Annotated in this window: 13 protein-coding genes and 1 pseudogene; all 14 read right to left on the reverse strand. The window is 63.6% G+C overall.

The window, feature by feature from the left end:
* Positions 1–272 precede the first annotated feature (272 nt).
* Complete coding sequence (locus tag NKH03_RS10570; RefSeq protein ID WP_352865302.1) at positions 273–569, reverse strand: AzlD family protein; 297 nt, start codon at positions 567–569, stop codon at positions 273–275.
* Entirely contained in the window at positions 566–1,294 is a 729-nt protein-coding gene (locus NKH03_RS10575) for an AzlC family ABC transporter permease (RefSeq protein WP_352865304.1), read from the reverse strand. The genes NKH03_RS10570 and NKH03_RS10575 overlap by 4 nt, the downstream gene beginning before the upstream one ends.
* Positions 1,295–1,633: 339 nt before the next feature.
* Positions 1,634–2,338, reverse strand: a complete 705-nt coding sequence (locus tag NKH03_RS10580) for a DUF2461 domain-containing protein (RefSeq protein ID WP_352865306.1) — start codon at positions 2,336–2,338, stop codon at positions 1,634–1,636.
* Entirely contained in the window at positions 2,335–4,539 is a 2,205-nt protein-coding gene (gene ligA, locus NKH03_RS10585) for an NAD-dependent DNA ligase LigA (RefSeq protein WP_352968321.1), read from the reverse strand. Before ligA ends, NKH03_RS10580 begins: the two co-directional genes overlap by 4 nt.
* A gap of 168 nt (positions 4,540–4,707) precedes the next feature.
* The gene (gene recN / locus NKH03_RS10590; RefSeq protein WP_352968322.1) at positions 4,708–6,381 is read right to left on the reverse strand and encodes a DNA repair protein RecN; all 1,674 of its coding nucleotides are present in this window, start codon (positions 6,379–6,381) and stop codon (positions 4,708–4,710) included.
* 168 nt (positions 6,382–6,549) lie between these two features.
* Positions 6,550–7,419, reverse strand: a complete 870-nt coding sequence (locus NKH03_RS10595; RefSeq protein ID WP_352968323.1) for an outer membrane protein assembly factor BamD — start codon at positions 7,417–7,419, stop codon at positions 6,550–6,552.
* Positions 7,420–7,681: 262 nt separating this feature from the next.
* The gene (gene lpxC, locus NKH03_RS10600; protein ID WP_352968324.1) at positions 7,682–8,632 is read right to left on the reverse strand and encodes a UDP-3-O-acyl-N-acetylglucosamine deacetylase; all 951 of its coding nucleotides are present in this window, start codon (positions 8,630–8,632) and stop codon (positions 7,682–7,684) included.
* 281 nt (positions 8,633–8,913) lie between these two features.
* The gene (gene ftsZ / locus NKH03_RS10605) at positions 8,914–10,590 is read right to left on the reverse strand and encodes a cell division protein FtsZ (RefSeq protein WP_352968325.1); all 1,677 of its coding nucleotides are present in this window, start codon (positions 10,588–10,590) and stop codon (positions 8,914–8,916) included.
* A gap of 66 nt (positions 10,591–10,656) precedes the next feature.
* Positions 10,657–11,964, reverse strand: a complete 1,308-nt coding sequence (ftsA, locus tag NKH03_RS10610; protein WP_352865317.1) for a cell division protein FtsA — start codon at positions 11,962–11,964, stop codon at positions 10,657–10,659.
* Positions 11,961–12,902, reverse strand: a complete 942-nt coding sequence (locus NKH03_RS10615; RefSeq protein WP_352968326.1) for a cell division protein FtsQ/DivIB — start codon at positions 12,900–12,902, stop codon at positions 11,961–11,963. The genes ftsA and NKH03_RS10615 overlap by 4 nt, the downstream gene beginning before the upstream one ends.
* Positions 12,890–13,816: a D-alanine--D-alanine ligase gene (locus NKH03_RS10620; protein ID WP_352865321.1), complete on the reverse strand. Its 927-nt coding sequence runs from the start codon at positions 13,814–13,816 to the stop codon at positions 12,890–12,892. Before NKH03_RS10620 ends, NKH03_RS10615 begins: the two co-directional genes overlap by 13 nt.
* A 302-nt stretch (positions 13,817–14,118) precedes the next feature.
* On the reverse strand, positions 14,119–15,084 hold the full coding sequence (murB, locus tag NKH03_RS10625) for a UDP-N-acetylmuramate dehydrogenase (protein ID WP_352968327.1): 966 nt from the start codon (positions 15,082–15,084) through the stop codon (positions 14,119–14,121).
* A complete protein-coding gene (gene murC, locus NKH03_RS10630; RefSeq protein WP_352968329.1) occupies positions 15,081–16,487 on the reverse strand; it encodes a UDP-N-acetylmuramate--L-alanine ligase in 1,407 nt (468 codons plus the stop codon). Before murC ends, murB begins: the two co-directional genes overlap by 4 nt.
* Positions 16,484–17,275: pseudogene (locus NKH03_RS10635) on the reverse strand (UDP-N-acetylglucosamine--N-acetylmuramyl-(pentapeptide) pyrophosphoryl-undecaprenol N-acetylglucosamine transferase); the annotation flags it as partial. The gene murC and the pseudogene NKH03_RS10635, both read right to left, overlap by 4 nt.
* Positions 17,276–17,371: the final 96 nt, after the last annotated feature.

The raw sequence follows: 17,371 nt of genomic DNA on the forward strand, positions 1-17,371 counted from the left end.
GACGCCGATTCGGGCGGTCAAACACGGGAGATGGAAATGTCACCTGAACCTGTCGGCCGCCGGCCGATCGATCTTGGCGCATTGACTCCGATGCAGCGCAACGCCCTTTACACCGACGTTGTGCGTCGCGCCCATCAGGAGAGATCGGAGGCAATTCGGCTGAGCGCGGTGTGGATCGCTTCGATTTTCAAGAAGCGCCTGACAGGAATTATTGCCTCGATCATTACGCGTGTCGGCGCTGGGTCAGTAAGCGGACTGACTGGGACAAAAAGTCAGCCGGCGAACTGCCTGGCAACGATCAACGCCGCCGCCCCGGCCAAGAACATCGCCATCAGCCCTCCGCGCAGTGACACGACTGATGTGACGACCAATGCCGCCCATTCCGCCGGTCCGGCGTTCAGCAGCTCGGGCGCCACCAGTGTCGTCAGCACCGCCGCCGGCACGGCATTGAGCCCTGCCTCGACGCGCGGATGGATGGTGTCGAAACGGGAGATGACCAGATGCCCGCCGACCCGGGTGAGATAGGTGGCGATCGCACCGGCGATGATGATCCAGAATGTCGTGCTCATGGCCGTGCCTTCACGCCGCTGTGGTGGGGTGGCAGGATAACAGCCAGCAGCACACCGGCAATCGCGCCGATCGAGACATGCCAGGGCGAGCCCACCGTCTTGTAGGCGATGATCGAGGCGGCACCGCTGGCAATGACCACCGGCAGCCACAGCGGCCGCTTGCGGAAGCCCAGCACAAGACCAAGAAAATAGATCGGCAGCAGGAAATCGATGCCCAGCGCATGCGTGTCGGGGATAAGCTTGCCGAACACCGCGCCGAGCGCGCTTTCGACGATCCAGAACAGATAGACCGGCAGGCCGAGCCCTAGATACCAGGCGAAACCAACTGTCTGGCCGGATTGCGCCCTCGCCTCGGCCACCGCGAATTGCGGGTCGGTGAGGATGAAATAGCCGAGCGCCTGCTGGATGACAGGCCAGTGCGCGATGCGCCGGCCAATGCCGGCGGAATAAAGCACATGACGAAAATTGACGGCGAAGATCGACAGCACGACCAGCCACGGCGCCACATGCTGGCCGAACAGCTGGATGCCGACCATCTGGCTGGCGCCGCCATAGACCAGCGCGCTCATCAGGAAAGCTTCCAGGACCGAAAAGCCGTTGTCGACGGCGAGTGCGCCGAACAGCACCGCGAACGGCGCCGACGCCACAACGACAGGCATCGAGAGCCGCACGCCTTGCCAGAAATCGCTGCTCACGGAATTCGCGGTCAAAGTCTCAGCCGACATGTCACATTCCTAACGTCGCGCCGGTATTTAGGGGTGCGCGGTTGAAAAGTCAGACGAATTCGCTTGAGCCAACAAATCAGCGAAACTGATATGTCTTGGATCGAGCAAGGCCGCGATACGCGCCCTTCGGGATCCCCTGATTCAGTTGGCTCCCTGGAGGCGCACATGCCTGTACTTCATCGGCTGCGCAGGATGACGCCAGGGCCCGAAACGCAAAACCCGCCTCTGCGGCGGGTCGTTGGCGCAAATCAGCACCATGGCTATATGGATAGCATAACTGCCCTCATAACGCAACCAGGCCGTGCATCGGCCCGCGCCTGGACTTGAAATCCGAAACGGCTACGGGATGGCCGAATGCTCCGAAACCTTGCCCTCGATCGCCCTGCCCCAATCGAGCAGCGGCTTGGCACGCAAGGTGAAATCGACGAGTTCGTCGACCAGATCAGCCGTATGGATTCCCGCCGGATCGATGACATGCTGGACGACAAAATGCCGGTTGCGGATGGCGGCGACCAGATCTGCATCGCTGATATGCTCGAAGCCGCGTGGCGTGCGCTTCATGCGGCCTTCCGTCTGCAGTTCAAGACGGTTCTTCTTCAACGCCATCACCAGGGCACGAAACCTGTCCGGCCAGGTCGCGATGGCATTGCGCATCGCCAGCAACAGTGCCGGCTCCGGCTGCCACCAGGCAATGTCGGCGAAGCAGCGCTCGAGCCCGATATGCACGTAGAACACCCCCTGCTCCATCTTGGTGCCGTCGGGCGACAGGATGGCCGACAGATGCCGGTTGTAGGGCCGCTTGTCCTTGGCGAAGCGCACGTCGCGATTGATCCGGAAAAGCGACTTCTTGCGGTCGCCGCGCAGGCCGAGGCCTGCCTTCGCGAAGCGCTCCGTCAGCGTGTCGACGAGATCGCCGAAGGGATCGCGCAAATCCTTTTCGAAGAGGTCGCGATTCTCCAGGAACCACTCGCGGCTCTGGTGGAAATCCAGCGCCTTAAGAAACGGAATGGCTTTGGCGCCGAAGCCGGTGAACGATCCAGTCATGCCTTGCCGATCCGCGCCAGCCAGGCGTCCTCGTCGATCACCTCGATGCCGTGTTCGCTGGCGAGCTTCAGCTTGGAGCCGGCACCCGGCCCGGCCACGACAAGATCGGTCTTCGCCGAAACCGAGCCCGCGACCTTGGCGCCGAGGCGCTCCGCCATCGCCTTGGCTTCGGAGCGTGTCATCTTCTCCAGCGAGCCTGTGAACACGATCGTCTTGCCGGCGACCTCGCTGTCGGCAGAGACGTTGACGATATAGGGCTTCGGCTTGACCTGCTTGAGCAGCGCGTCGAGCACGTCGTCATTGCGTTGATTGCCGAAGAAATCGCGCAGCGCATCGATCACCGTGTCGCCGATGCCGTTGACCGATGGGAAAACCGAGTGCGGATCGGCAGCGGCCGCCGTCTCCTTGCCGACGCGGATCAGCTCCTCGATGGTCGAGAACGTCCGGGCGAGCACCGCGGCCGTCGTTTCGCCGATATGGCGGATGCCGAGCGCGAAGATGAAACGGTCGAGTTCCGGTTCGCGGCGCGAATCGATGGCCGCGAACAGCTTGTCGAGCCCTTCGTAATTGCGATCCTCGACGCTGCGCACATTCTTGCGGGTCTTGCCCGATGCGGCCTCGCGCTGCCTCGCCTGCTCCTCGCGGCGCTCGGCCAGTGCCCTGGTGACGGCCGGACGGCGATCCCTGAGCGTGAAGATATCGGCGGCGGTCTTGATCAATCCCGCATTGAAGAAGGTGTCTATGTTCTCCGCCCCCAGGCCTTCGATGTCCAAGGCGCCGCGTGACACGAAGTGGCGCAATCCTTCCACCGCCTGGGCAGGGCAGATCAGTTCGCCGGTACAGCGCCGGCGGGAATCTTCCTTGCCGGTCTTCTCGTTGATCTCGCGCGTCGCCGGCGAGCCGCAGATCGGACAGGTGTGCGGGAACTCGTATGGCACGGCATCGGGCGGCCGCTTGTCGATGACGACGCTGACGATCTGCGGAATGACATCGCCTGCCCGCTGGATCACGACCGTGTCGCCGATGCGCACGTCGATGCCGTCGCGGATCGGCTGGCCGGTGCTGTCCAGGCCCTTGATGTAGTCCTCATTGTGCAGCGTCACGTTCTCGACCACGACACCGCCGACCGTGACCGGAGCCAGCCGCGCAACCGGCGCCAGCGTGCCCGTGCGGCCGACCTGGATATCGATCTTGAGCACCGTCGTCATCGCCTGTTCGGCCGGAAACTTGTGCGCGACGGCCCAGCGCGGCTCGCCGGTGACGAACCCCCATCTGCGCTGCAGCTCCAGCTGGTCGACCTTGTAGACGACGCCGTCGATGTCGTAGCCCAGCGCCGAGCGCTGCTCCTCGATCCGGTGATAATGCGCGATCAGGTCATCGGCCGATTTCGCCCGTACCATCAGAGGACTGACCTTGAATCCCCACTCCGCGAACTTCTGCACCGAATCATACTGGGTCGGGGCCGGATCCGCTGTCGTGTAGCCCCAGGCATAGGCGAAGAATTTGAGGTTGCGGCTGGCGGTGACGGACGGATCCTTCTGGCGCAGCGACCCGGCCGCCGTGTTGCGGGGATTGACGTAGTCCTGGCCGCCGACCGCCGCCGAGCGTTGCTTCAGCGCTTCGAATTCCGCATAGGTCATGTAGACCTCGCCGCGGATCTCGATGATTTCGGGCCAGCCCGAGCCTCTCAGCTTCGAAGGAATGTCGGCGATGGTCCTCAAATTGGCGGTGATATCCTCGCCGACGGCACCGTCGCCGCGCGTCGCACCCTGCACGAACACGCCCTTCTCGTAGCGCAGCGAAGCCGACAGCCCGTCGATCTTCGGCTCGGCCGTGAAGGCGATATCGAGATCCTTGTCGCGGTCGAAGAATCGCCGGCCGCGCTCGATGAAATCGATGACATCCTGGTCGGTATAGGCCTTGGCAAGGCTGAGCATCGGCACCGCATGGCGCACCTTGGTAAAGCCTTCCGCAGGTGCCGCACCGACCCTGCGCGACGGCGAATCCTCGCGCACCAGCGCCGGAAAGCGCTCCTCGATGGCGAGATTGCGCCGCGCCAGCGCATCATACTCGGCGTCGGTGATAACAGGCGCGTCTTCGGTATGGTAGCGCCGGTCGTGCTCGGCGATCTGTTCCGCCAGGCGCTTCAGCTCGGCTTCGGCCTCGATTTCGGTCAGGGCATCGACTGGTTTTTCGGACATGATTTGCACCTGGCTGCTGTTGGCCCGGGACAATAGATCAGGATTCGGATGGAAGGGAGCTGAATTCTGACAAAACCCCGCTGAAACAGCGGGATGGAGCCATATGCTGACTCTGTTCGGACGCCGAATTTCACCGACCAGAAGCAGCCCGATCGAGAAGTAGCGCCGTCAGGAAGCGCCGGTGTTCTCACGCAGCAGCCGCTCGGCGGCGGCGCGGGCCTCGTCGGTGATGGTGGCGCCGGCCAGCATGCGCGCGATCTCCTCCTGCCGCGCCGGCCGGTCCATCTCGGCAATGCCGGTGGCGACACGGTCTGTGGTACCGGATTTGGAGATCAGGAAATGCGTCGCCGCGCGCGCTGCCACCTGTGGCGCGTGCGTCACCGACAGCACCTGGACGCGCTTCGACAATCGCGCCAGCCGCTGGCCGATGGCATCCGCCACGGCGCCGCCCACGCCGGTGTCGATTTCATCGAAGACCAGCGTCGGCGCCGAGCCACGATCGGCCAGCGCCACCTTCAGCGCCAGCAGGAAGCGCGACAGCTCGCCGCCGGACGCGACCTTCATCATCGGGCCCGGCCGCGTGCCTGGGTTGGTGCGCACCCAGAACTCGATCTGGTCGATGCCCTCTTCCATGCGGCTCTCGGCCTCGCTCTTCATTTCCACGATAAAGGCGGCGCGTTCGAGCTTCAGTGCCGGCAATTCCGCCATAACCGCCTTGGTCAAGCCGACCGCCGCCGCATGACGAAGCGAGGACAGCTGCGCGGCGGCGATGTCGTATGTCTCGCGCGCCGCTCCGGCCTGCTTTTCCAACCCGTGCAGGCGCTCCTCGCCGGCGTCGAGATCGGCAAGATCGGCAACCATCGTGTCGCGCAGCTGCGCCAGGTCGTCGACGGCGACGCTATGCTTGCGCGAGGCGGCGCGCAGCGAAAACAGCCGCTCTTCCGCCTTCTCAAGCCGCTGCGGATCATATTCGGTGGCGCGCAGCGCGGCCTCGACGCCCGATTGCGCCGCGTCGAGCGACAGCATCGCCTCGTCCAGTGACTTGACCACTTCATCGAGCAAGCCCGGCGCCTCCGTCACCTTGCGCTGCAACCGCCTCAGCAGGCTCGCCAGTTGCGGCAAAGGCGAGGACGGACCGGACAGCACATCCTGCGCATCATGGATTTCCGAGGCGATCTTCTCCACCCGCATCATCGACGCGCGCAATTCGGCAAGGTCCGTCTCCTCACCCGGCTGCGGATCGAGCTTCGTCAGTTCCGCCACCGCAGCCCGCAAATAGTCGGCCTCGCGCGCGGCCGCCGCCACCTTGGCGCGGTGTCGCGACAGCTCCTGCTCGCAGGCGCGCCAGCGCCGCCATGCCTCGGCCGTCGAGCGGACGGCGCCGAGATGACCGCCGAAAGCGTCGAGCACCTCGCGGTGCGCGCCGGGATCGACCAAAGCGCGTTCATCGTGCTGGCCATGGATCTCGACCAGTGCACGGCCGACATCACGCATCAAGGTCACGCTCGAAGGCTGATCGTTGACGAAGACGCGGGTGCGCCCGTCCGCCGTCTGCAAGCGGCGCAGGATGATGTCGCCGTCATCTTCGATGGCGTTGTCGGCAAGCAGCGTGCGTGCCGGATGGTTGCGCGGCACGTCGAAGACCGCGATGACCTGGCCTTGCGCCGCCCCATGGCGCACCAGCGATGCGTCGCCGCGCGCGCCGAGCGCCAGCGACAAGGCATCGAGCAGGATGGATTTGCCGGCACCGGTTTCGCCGGTCAGCACCGAAAGACCCGGCTGGAAGTCGATATCCAGCTTCTCGATCAGGACGATATCGCGGATCGACAGTCTGGAAAGCATCAGAACCCGAATCTAGAACGGCACGCGACCATTTGCAGCCGCAGCGCCGCACTATCTTTTTGTTTGAGCATCGGATCAATCCGAAAAAGCGCTTCGTGCGCTTCGGGCCGACAAACAAAGAAAACCAGGCAGACGGCGCGTTGGCGAAGCCCGCGAGTTTGCTTGGGGTCAGGCGCCGGTGATCATCTTCCCGGCCTTGGATATCCACGACCCGGCATTTTCGCGCGGCGCAAGCCCATTGCTCTGCAGGAGCTTGTAGGAATCCTTGTACCACTGGCTGTCAGGATAATTGGTGCCGAGCACGGCGGCGGCGGTCTGGGCCTCGGAGGTCAGGCCCATCGCGTAATAGCTTTCGGTCAGGCGGGCGAGCGCCTCCTCGACATGGCGCGTGTTGGAATAGGTCTCCACCACGGTGCGGAAGCGCTTGACGGCGGCGATGTATTCGCGGCGCTCGAGATAGTAGCGGCCGATCTGCATTTCCTTGCCGGCCAGCTGATCATTGGCGAAGCGGATCTTTTCCTTGGCGTCGTCGACATATTCCGATGTCGGCCAGCGCGTCACCAGATCCTGCATCGTCTGAACGGTCTGACGCGCTTCTTTCTGGTCCTGCGTCACGTCCTTGATCTGGCGGTAATAGCTCAAGCCGATGATGTACTGCGCGTAAGCGGCGTCATCGGTCGACGGATAGAGCGTGAGATAGCGCTTGGCCGAGCCGATCGCCTCGTCGTAATTGCCCTGGCGATAGTCGGCGAAAGCGCCCATCACCATCGATTTGCGGGCCCACTCCGAATAGGGATGCTGGCGGTCGACAGCGTCGAACTTGCGGCTCGCCTCTTGCAGGCGTCCGGCGTTGAGATTGGCAAGGCCCTGATTGTAGAGAACATCGGCCGGTTCGGTCTGGTCGACATAGGTCGACAGGTCGATATCCTTCTCCGACGACATGCAGGCCGACAGGAAGAGCGATGGAACAACCACCGAAAGCGCCAGGAAAACAGCCCTCCGCGGCGCTTGCAATTGACCGACTCGCTTGAAGAACATGATTGGATTCCGCCCTTTCGGCGCTATTTTAATGTCCGCTGCACGCCGTTGTCTCAAAACTGGTCCCCACTTTTGAGCGCCATGCACTAATCGACGGCAGCAGCCATAAACCATTACCGCCTTGCCCGGCAACGCTATCTCCGGCCAATCGCGCATTTTTATGGCGGCCGGACACAGCTTGAATATCCGTGCAATTTCACCGACAGGTGGTGCATTCGTGCAACACCGGCCGCTCGCCATGGAACCCTGGAAATGAAAAAAATCAGATCATCCAGGGCGCGTAGAGCGGTGCGTTGACGGCGTTCATCTCGGCGCTGCGGCCGCGCTCGCGACGTGTCGTCTCGACGATTTCGAACGCGGTGCGGTCGGACAGCAGCCGGCGCAGAGCCGCGGCATTCATCCTGTGACCGCCGCGATAGGAACGGAAGCAGCCGATGAAGCGTGCGCCGGCCAGCGCCAGGTCGCCCATGGCGTCCAGCGTCTTGTGGCGCACGAATTCGTTGGGATAGCGCAGGCCGCCCATGTTGATGACGCGGTTGTCGTCACCGATCACCAGCGAATTCTCCAGCGAGGAGCCGAGCGCGTAGCCGGCGGCCCACAGCCGCTCGACATCCTTCATGAAGCCGAAGGTGCGGGCGCGCGCGATGTCGCGGCGGAAGATATCGGCATTGAGGTCGGACGCGAACAGCTGACGGCCGATAGCCGGGCTTTCGAAGTCGATCTCGATCTCGAAACGAGTGCCGTCATAGGGTCTGAATTCCGCCCAGGAGGCGCCGTTCTCGATGCGGACCGGCTTGATGACCCTGATATAGCGGCGCTTGACCGACAGCGTCTCGATGCCGGCCTGGTCGATCGCTTCGACAAACGCCATGGCGCTGCCGTCGAAGATCGGAACCTCGGAACCATCGATCTCGATGGCGACATTGTCGATGCCGAGCCCGAACAGCGCCGCCATGATGTGCTCGACCGTGGCGATGTGTTCGCCAGCGGGATCACCAAGCATCGTGCATAGGTCGGTGGCGCCGACTTCCGAGACCAGGGCGCGGAACTCGCGGCCCTGCTCTGCACCGTCGAAAAGCTGGAAAACGACGCCGGTGTCGGCATCCGCCGGCACGAAGCTGATGGACACTTCCTTGCCGCTGTGGACGCCGGTGCCGGTAAGCGACGCGCGCGTCTTCAATGTCGTCTGATAGTCGTGCAAGACAATCCCCATAAGCCCGTAATGCCTAGGTCCGCTTCTCCAGCCCGAGGGCGCGGCTCTTGTGTGAATCGGCAGGCAGGGTCACTTCCCCCGAAATCCCGGCAAACCGACGATGGTAGGCAGCGAAGATAATGTCCCGTCAGGGAGACTCCAAATCACGGTTTCTTACTCCGTGTAACCGCGAACTGAAGCAGGCACGACTTTGTAAGTGATTGAAATCACACAACTTAAAACGTTAACAGGCAAGCGATTCCTCGCTTGCCTGTTAACAATCGTTACAGTCCGTTTACCAGTCAGTTGGCCTGGCGGCGCAGGAACGCCGGAATCTCCAGCTGATCGTCTTCCTGAGTCGCCCTCACCTGCGGTGTAAGACGGCCGTGGTCGTCGAGCTGGCCACGGCGCGGTGCGTAGAGCTGCGCGTCCTGGCTGGCAAGACGGCGCACTTCGGGTGCGGCCTGGCGCAGCTTGGGTTCGCGCGGCTGCGCCGGCTGCAGCCGCGCAGGCTCTTCTTCGCGGCGGGTCAATCCGTTGGTCAGGCGCTTTAGCAGGCCCATCGGTCCGCTGTTGTTCTCGTGGTCGGCCGGGCGGCTCTTGGCATCCACCTCGGCCTTGACGACGGGCGGAAAGTCCTCGACGCGCGGCATACGCTGCGGCGCCATGGCAACCGGCTGCGGGGCTTCGCGCAGCATCTCGCGCGGCTGCGGAGCCGGCTGCATCTGCTGGACCACGGGCTGCGGCATCGGCTGTGCTGGAGGCGCCTGGAAGATCTTGCTCTGCGGGCGGAAGTCTTCAGCGTGGGCCGGAGCCGGGCGCGCCTGTGCCATGGCCGCGGCATTGGCTTCAGCCAGATGGATGGCTTCGGCGACCGGGTCGATGGCACGCGGTTCGTAGGCGGTCTGCTGGACCGGCGCCGGGCGGCTTTCCACCGCGGCAACGGCCGGGCGGCTGGCCGGCTTCGGAGGCGCCGTGCGGATCGAGATCGGCGCGGCGGCGATTTCCGCCGCCGACTTGTCGATACCGGTGGCAACCACCGAGACGCGGATGACGCCTTCGAGTTCCTCGTCGAAGGTGGCGCCCAGGATGATGTTGGCGTCTTGATCGACCTCCTCGCGGATACGGGTCGCCGCTTCGTCGACCTCGAACAGCGTCAGGTCGCGGCCGCCGGTGATCGAGATCAGCAGGCCCTTGGCGCCCTTCATAGAGGTCTCGTCGAGCAGCGGGTTGGCAATCGCCGCCTCAGCGGCGGCCATCGCGCGGCCCTCGCCCGAAGCTTCGCCGGTCCCCATCATCGCCTTGCCCATCTCGCGCATGACGGAACGGACGTCGGCGAAGTCGAGATTGATCAGGCCTTCCTTGACCATCAGGTCGGTGATGCAGGCAACACCGGAATAGAGCACCTGGTCGGCCATGGCGAAGGCGTCGGCGAAGGTGGTCTTGTCATTGGCCAGCCGGAACAGGTTCTGGTTGGGGATGACGATCAGCGTATCGACGCATTTCTGCAGTTCCTCGATGCCGAAGTCCGCGGTCTTCATGCGGCGCTGGCCTTCGAAATGGAACGGCTTGGTGACGACGCCGACGGTGAGGATGCCCTTTTCGCGCGCGGCGCGGGCAACGACCGGAGCAGCACCCGTACCGGTGCCGCCGCCCATCCCGGCGGTGACGAAGCACATATGGGTGTTGGTCAAGTGATCGAGGATTTCATCGATGCACTCTTCCGCCGCCGCACGGCCGACTTCCGGCTGCGAGCCGGCGCCGAGGCCTTCGGTGACATGCGCGCCAAGCTGGATCAGGCGGCCTGCCTTCGACATGGTCAGCGCCTGCGCGTCGGTGTTGGCCACCACGAACTCGACACCGCGCAAACCGGCGGTGATCATGTTGTTGACGGCATTGCCGCCGCCGCCGCCGACACCGAACACGGTGATGCGTGGCTTTAGCTCGGTGATGTCCGGCTTTTGCAGATTGATGGTCATTGTCTCCGTCCTTTGCCTTTCACGCCGCTTCGCCGCCGCGGCCGCCTATGGGGCTGTCCCCGTCAATTAGAAACTGTCTCTCAACCACTGACTCATGCGATGCAGTTTTCCGCCCGTTCCGGTCATTCTGAGACCGGAAATTCCTTTCGCCGGATGGCTCTCGAAGCTCGCCATCTGCGGATAGATCAGAAGCCCCACCGCGGCCGAGAAGGCCGGCCCCTTCGCCGCTTCCGGCAGGCCGGCCACGCCGAGCGGACGGCCGATGCGCACATTGCGTCCCAGAATGCGGCGCGCCGCCTCCGGCAGGCCGGCAAGCTGGCTGGCGCCGCCGGTCAGAACGACACGCTTGCCCACCGCATTGCCGTAGCCGGACTTGTTCAGCCGGTCGCGCAGCAGTTCCAGCGTCTCGTCGATACGGGCGCGCACGATACGCGTCATCACCGAGCGCGGGATCTGCAAAGGCACGTCGCCATCGTCGCCGATCGGCTGGATCGAGATCAGGTCGCGGTCGTCGGCACTGCCCGGCAGCGCCGAGCCATGCATCACCTTCAGCCGCTCGGCGGCATCGAGCGAGGTCGAAAGCCCCTTGGCCATGTCAAGCGTGACGTGATTGCCGCCGATGGCGATGGCATCGCCATGGACGAACTTGCCTTCCGAAAACACCGAGATCGTCGTCGTGCCGCCGCCCATGTCGATGCAGGCCGCGCCCATTTCCAGTTCGTCGTCGACCAGGGCCGCCAGCCCGCTGGCATAGGGCGTCGCCACCATGCGCTCGACCGACAGATGCGAACGGTTGATGGAAAGCTCCAGGTTGCGCATCGGAGCGGCGTCGCCGGTCAGCACATGCATGTCGACGCCGAGTGCGTCGCCGACCATGCCGCGCGGATCGCGCACGCCGCGTTCGGCATCCAGCGAGAAGCCGACCGGAAGCGAATGGATCACCTCGCGCTCGGCCTTCAGCGCCTGCTTGGCGCCGGCGCCGAGAACGCGCTTGATGTCGGCCTCGTCGGCCTCGTGGCCGCCAAGGTTGATGGTTGCCGAGAAGGCTTCGCTCTTCAGCCGGCCGGCTGTCATGTTGACGATCAGCGAATCGACGGTCAGCCCGGCCATGCGCTCGGCCGCGTCGACGGAAAGGCGGATGGCATGCTCGGCGCGGTCGAGATCGACGACAACGCCCGACTTCACGCCTTGTGATTTCTGATGGCCGATGCCGATCACCTGGATCCGGTGCGAACGGCCACGCAGCAGCTTGCCGTCATCGCTCGGCTTCAGCTTGGCCACCATGCAGCAGACCTTGCTCGAACCGACGTCCAGCACCGTCAAGGTGCCGGACCGGCGTGACGAGGCATCGCCATGACCGCCAAGCCAGCTCATATCTTCGTCTCCGGCTTGCGCTTCAGGCTCTTGGGTTTTTCGTTGAGTGCGGCTTCGCGCTGCGTCGCCGCCTCGGGCGTCAACTGCACGACCAGCCGGTCGGTCAGGCGCATGTCGACGGCGGCGATATCGCGCGACAACAGGCCCATGTCATGGTCCATCTTGACGAGTTCGGCGAGCGCCTGATCCTCGCCGTCCTCGGGAAGCTTAATGGTGATGCCATTGTCCAGCTTCAGGTCCCAACGCCGCTCACCCACGCGGATATAGCCTTTGATCCGATTCGCGAGATCTGGATATTTTTCGATCTTGGCCAGGAAGTCAGGCGCGCTCGCAGGCGCGCCAGTGCCGATCAGCAGCGGCAGCAGCACCTGCTTGCCGCCCGAGAACGGCGCGATCACGGCGCCATCCTTCTCGATGACGGATAGCTCATCGCCCTGCTGCCAGAGCGCGAAGGCGGCGCGCTCCTCGACACGCACTTCCAGCGTGTGCGGATAAACCTTGCGCACCGCCGCGACCTCGATCCACGGCAGGGTGTCGATGCGCTCCCGCGCGGCCTCGGCGTCGAAGCCGATCAGGGATGTCCAGCCGTCGAGTTCGAGCCTGTCGAGGATATCGATCTCCGAGGTCTGGCGGTTGCCGACCACCTTGACCTGATCGACGGCAAAGCCGGTGCGGGCAGTGATGCTCTGGACGATGCCGTCGACGTGGCCGCCGAGATAGGCGCCATAGGCTCCGCTCGAGGCGATCAGCACGGCCGACATCATGGCAGCGGAAAAGCGCGGCGCCTGGAACTCCCCGACACCGAGGCGCGCCAGAATGCGCACCGGACGGCGAAGCACGCGCGGCAGCACGAAATGGCCCGATGACAACGGCAGGCCGAACAGCGCCGGCTCGGCCGCGCCCCTCTCCTTACCTTGTCCCCATTTCAACGCAGACACGAAGCGTCCTCCACCATCCAACTCAACAAATCGCCAAACGAGTGCCCGGCCTGGGCGGCGATTTCAGGCACCAAGGACGTCGGCGTCATACCCGGCTGGGTGTTGACCTCGAGCCAGACAATCTCGCCGTTTTCGGAATGCCGATCGTCATAACGGAAGTCCGACCGGGAAACGCCCCGACAGCCGATCGCTTGGTGAGCCTTGAGCGCCAGTGTTTGTATTTTTTGGTAAATATTCGGTGAAACTTTTGCGGGGCATTCGTGCTTTGATCCCCCAGCGACATATTTTGAATCATAGTCGTAGAAGGAATGGCCGGTCGGGATGATCTCGCAGACCCCCAGCGCCACATCGCCCATCACCGCGCAGGTTAGCTCCCTGCCGTGGACGTAGCGCTCGACCATGACGGTATCGCCATATTTCCATTCGGACGAGCCGATCACCTGCGGCGGATGCGACTGGCCTTCATGCACGATGACGACGCCGAAGCTCGAACCCTCATTGACCGGCTTGACCACATAGGGCGGCTTCATCGGGTGCTTGTTCTGAATGGCGAAGCGGCTGGCAACCTTCGATTCGGCGACCGGAACACCGACCGATTTGGCAACCCGCTTGGCCTGCTCCTTGTTCATGGCCAAAGCCGAGGCGAGCACGCCGGAATGGGTGTAGGGAATGCCGAGATACTCGAGGATGCCCTGGACGGTACCGTCCTCGCCAAAAGGGCCATGCAGCGCGTTGAAGACGACATCGGGCTTGAGTTCGGCAAGCACGGAGCCGACATCGCGCCCGACATCGACGCGGGTGACCTGGTAGCCTTCCTGATCGAGCGCATCGGCGCAAGCCTTTCCCGAAGACAAAGACACGGGCCGCTCGGACGAAAAACCACCCAGCAGGACAGCCACATGCTTGCTTTTCATTCCCCGGTATCCCCTCTCACGGCGGACCAAAAACCAAGATTTTCCGCAACATTGAGTCCGAGTCTCCCGGCAGGTTGCCCCCCAGACGGAAAAACGCGGGTAACGCGTCGAACGACTCAAATCAGGAAACGCTTTCGAGCAGAGAATCAGAGAGTTGATTCACTGGCAAGTGCTTACGATTCCGAGAGATTCACTTTCTGAGAAAATGGATGCGAAAAGCGTGTCGTTGAGTCTTTGCGGCAACGGCCGCGAGCCGTTTCGAACCTTTTGAAGTTCATGCATCACATGAACTTCAAGGCGGGCTAGAGAAGCTGCCCGAGAAACTCCTGGACGGCATGTCCCGGCCGGAAATTGCCGATGCGCTGGATTTCCCAATGCAGCCGGATACCGGAATTCTCCAGCACCCGCGTGCGCACCGTCTCGCCGAGATATTCAAGGTCGTAGCCGGTCGCGGTTCCCGTGTTGATCATGAAGTTGCAATGCATCGGCGACATCTGCGCGCCACCGATCATCAGGCCGCGGCAGCCAGCCTTGTCGATCTCCTTCCAGGCCGATGTGCCTTCCGGATTCTTGAAGGTCGAGCCGCCGGTCTTCTCGCGGATCGGCTGCACGGTCTCGCGGTGGTTCTGCACGGCATCCATCGCCGCCTTGATCGCCGCCTTGTCCTCGGCAAAGCCTTCGAACACGGCCGAGGTGAAGATCAGCCCGGCAGGTGCCGCCGAATGACGGTAGGCATAACCCATATCGGCATTGCTCAGCGTCTGCACATTGCCCTTGCGGTCGAGCGCGCGTACCTCGACGACGCGCTCGCGCGTCTCGACGCCATTGGCACCGGCATTCATCCGCAGCGCGCCGCCGATCGCGCCCGGAATGCCGTGGTAGAAATGAAAGCCGCCAATGCCTGCCTCGAGCGCCACCGCGGCGACGCGTTTGTCAGGCGTGGCCGCGCCGGCCTTGATCCTGATCGGCGAAATGACTTCCGCCTCGCCAAACCCCTTGGCTGAAAGCCTGATGACAAAGCCCGGAATACCGCCGTCGCGGACCAGAAGGTTCGAACCGACGCCGACGATGGTCAGCGGTATTTCCTCCGGAACGGCTTTGAGGAACGCGGCAAGATCCTCTTCGTCGGCCGGCTGGAACAACGCTTCCGCCAGGCCACCGGCACGGAACCAGGTGATCTTGTCCATCTCGGCATTCGGCGTCATACGGCCGCGCAGGCCGGCAAGCCGGTCGCCAAGTTTGTCGATCAGGGCCTGGCCGTGCATCATGAGACCGTCCCGCCAAGCTCCTTGGGCAACGCATAGGCCCATTGGGTGATGTTGCCGGCGCCAAGGAAGACGACGAAATCGCCTGATTTGGCCAGATCGCGGATGATGGGCGCGATTGCCGCCGGCCCCTCGATGTAGCGCGCGTCACGATGGCCGCCGGCGCGGATGCGCGACACCAGCGCGTCCGAGCTGACGCCGTCGATCGGCTCCTCGCCGGCCGCGTAGACCGGTGCCACCATCACCGTGTCGGCGTCGTTGAAGCAAGCGGAAAACTCGTTGAACAGATCATGCAGCCGGGTGAAGCGATGCGGCTGCGCAATGGCGATGACGCGACCCTTGGTGGCGCTGCGCGCCGCCTTCAGCACCGCCGAGATCTCGACCGGATGGTGGCCGTAATCGTCGAACACATCGACGCCGTTCCACGAGCCGGTATGGGTGAAGCGGCGCTTGACGCCGGCGAAGGACGACAAGCCCTTCTTGATCGCCTCGGCCGACAGGCCAAGCTCATGCGCGACGGCGATCGCGGCGGTCGCGTTGGAGACGTTGTGACGGCCGGGCATCGGCAGGCGCAGGCCTGCTATCGTCGTCTGGCCGCCGGTCTTGCGGTCACGGATCACCACGTCGAATTCCGAAATGGCACCCTCCATGCGGTGGTTGGTGAAACGCACATCGGCTTGCGCGTTCTCGCCATAGGTGACGATGCGGCGGTCCTCGATGCGGCTGACCAGAGCCTGCACCTCGGGATGATCGGTGCACATCACGCCAAAACCGTAGAACGGCACGTTCTCGACGAACTGGCGGAACGCCTCGCGCACCTTGTCGAAACTGCCATAGTGATCGAGATGCTCGGGATCGATGTTGGTGACGACCGCGATCTCGGCCGGCAGCTTCAGGAAGGTGCCGTCGCTCTCGTCGGCCTCGACCACCATCCATTCGCCGTCGCCCATGCGGGCATTGGTGCCATAGGCGTTGATGATGCCGCCATTGATGACGGTCGGATCGAGCCCGCCGGCATCGAGCAAGGTCGCCACCATCGAGGTCGTCGTCGTCTTGCCATGCGTGCCGCCGATGGCCACCGCCTGTCGGAAGCGCATCAGTTCGGCCAGCATCTCGGCCCGGCGCACGATCGGCAGCAGCTTTTCGCGCGCGGCCTTGAGTTCCGGATTGGATTTCTTGATCGCCGTCGAGACGACCACAACCTCGGCATCGCCGAGATTTTCGGCCTTGTGGCCGACAAAGCATTCGATGCCCTTGTCGCGCAGCCGCTGGACATTGGCGCTCTCGGCCTGGTCGGAGCCTTGCACCTTGTAGCCGAGATTGTGCAGCACTTCGGCAATGCCGCTCATGCCGATGCCGCCAATGCCGATGAAATGCACAAGGCCGATGGTCTCCGGCATCTTCATGCGTGCGTCCCTTCCCTGAAATCCGAAACGGCTTTTTTGGACGCAATAGCCTCTGTGAGATCGGCGAGCAACCGTGCCGCGTCCGGCCTGCCGGCCGATTTCGCGCCAGCCGCCATCGCCGCCAGCCGCTCGGGGGCGTCCATCAGCCCGCCAATGAGCGCTGCGATCCGTTCGGGCGAAAGCGAGGATTGCGGGTGCACCTCGCCACCGCCGGCGGCGGCAAGGGCCGCCGCGTTCGCCGCCTGGTCGTGGTCAAGCGCGTACGGGTAAGGCACCAGCAGCGCCGGCCGGCCGATGACGGCGATCTCGGAGACGGTCGAAGCGCCGGAGCGCGAGATCACCAGATGCGCGGCCGCCATGCGTGCCGCCATGTCGGTGAAGAAGGGTGAGACCTCGACAGCGACGCCAAGGGCGGCATAAGCGGCCTTGACGCGCGCCACGTCGTCCGCGCGCGCCTGCTGCGTGATCACAAGCCGCTTGCGCTGGGCATCGGAAAGCAGGGCGATCGCCCCCGGCACGGCGTCGGAAAAGAACTGGGCGCCCTGGCTGCCGCCGAACACCAGCAGGCGGAACGGCTGTTCCCCGGCCGACGCCGCATAAGCCGTCTTGGCCGCTTCCAGCACGGCGGGCCTGACCGGATTGCCCGTCGTCACCGTCTTGGCGCCGATGGCACTGGTGTCCTGCGGCAGGAACCCGCCGGCGATCGCATCGACACGGCCGGCCAGCGCCCGGTTGGCGCGGCCCATCACCGCATTCTGCTCATGGATCAGGGTCGGCACCTTGCGCCGTGGGGGGGAAGAAGGAAAACGGAAAAAAAAAAAAAAAAAAAAAAACAAAAAAAAAAAAAAAAAAAAAAAAAAAAAAAAAAAAAAAAAAAAAAAAAA

This window comes from Mesorhizobium sp. M1406, from assembly GCF_040317555.1.
Classification (GTDB): domain Bacteria; phylum Pseudomonadota; class Alphaproteobacteria; order Rhizobiales; family Rhizobiaceae; genus Mesorhizobium.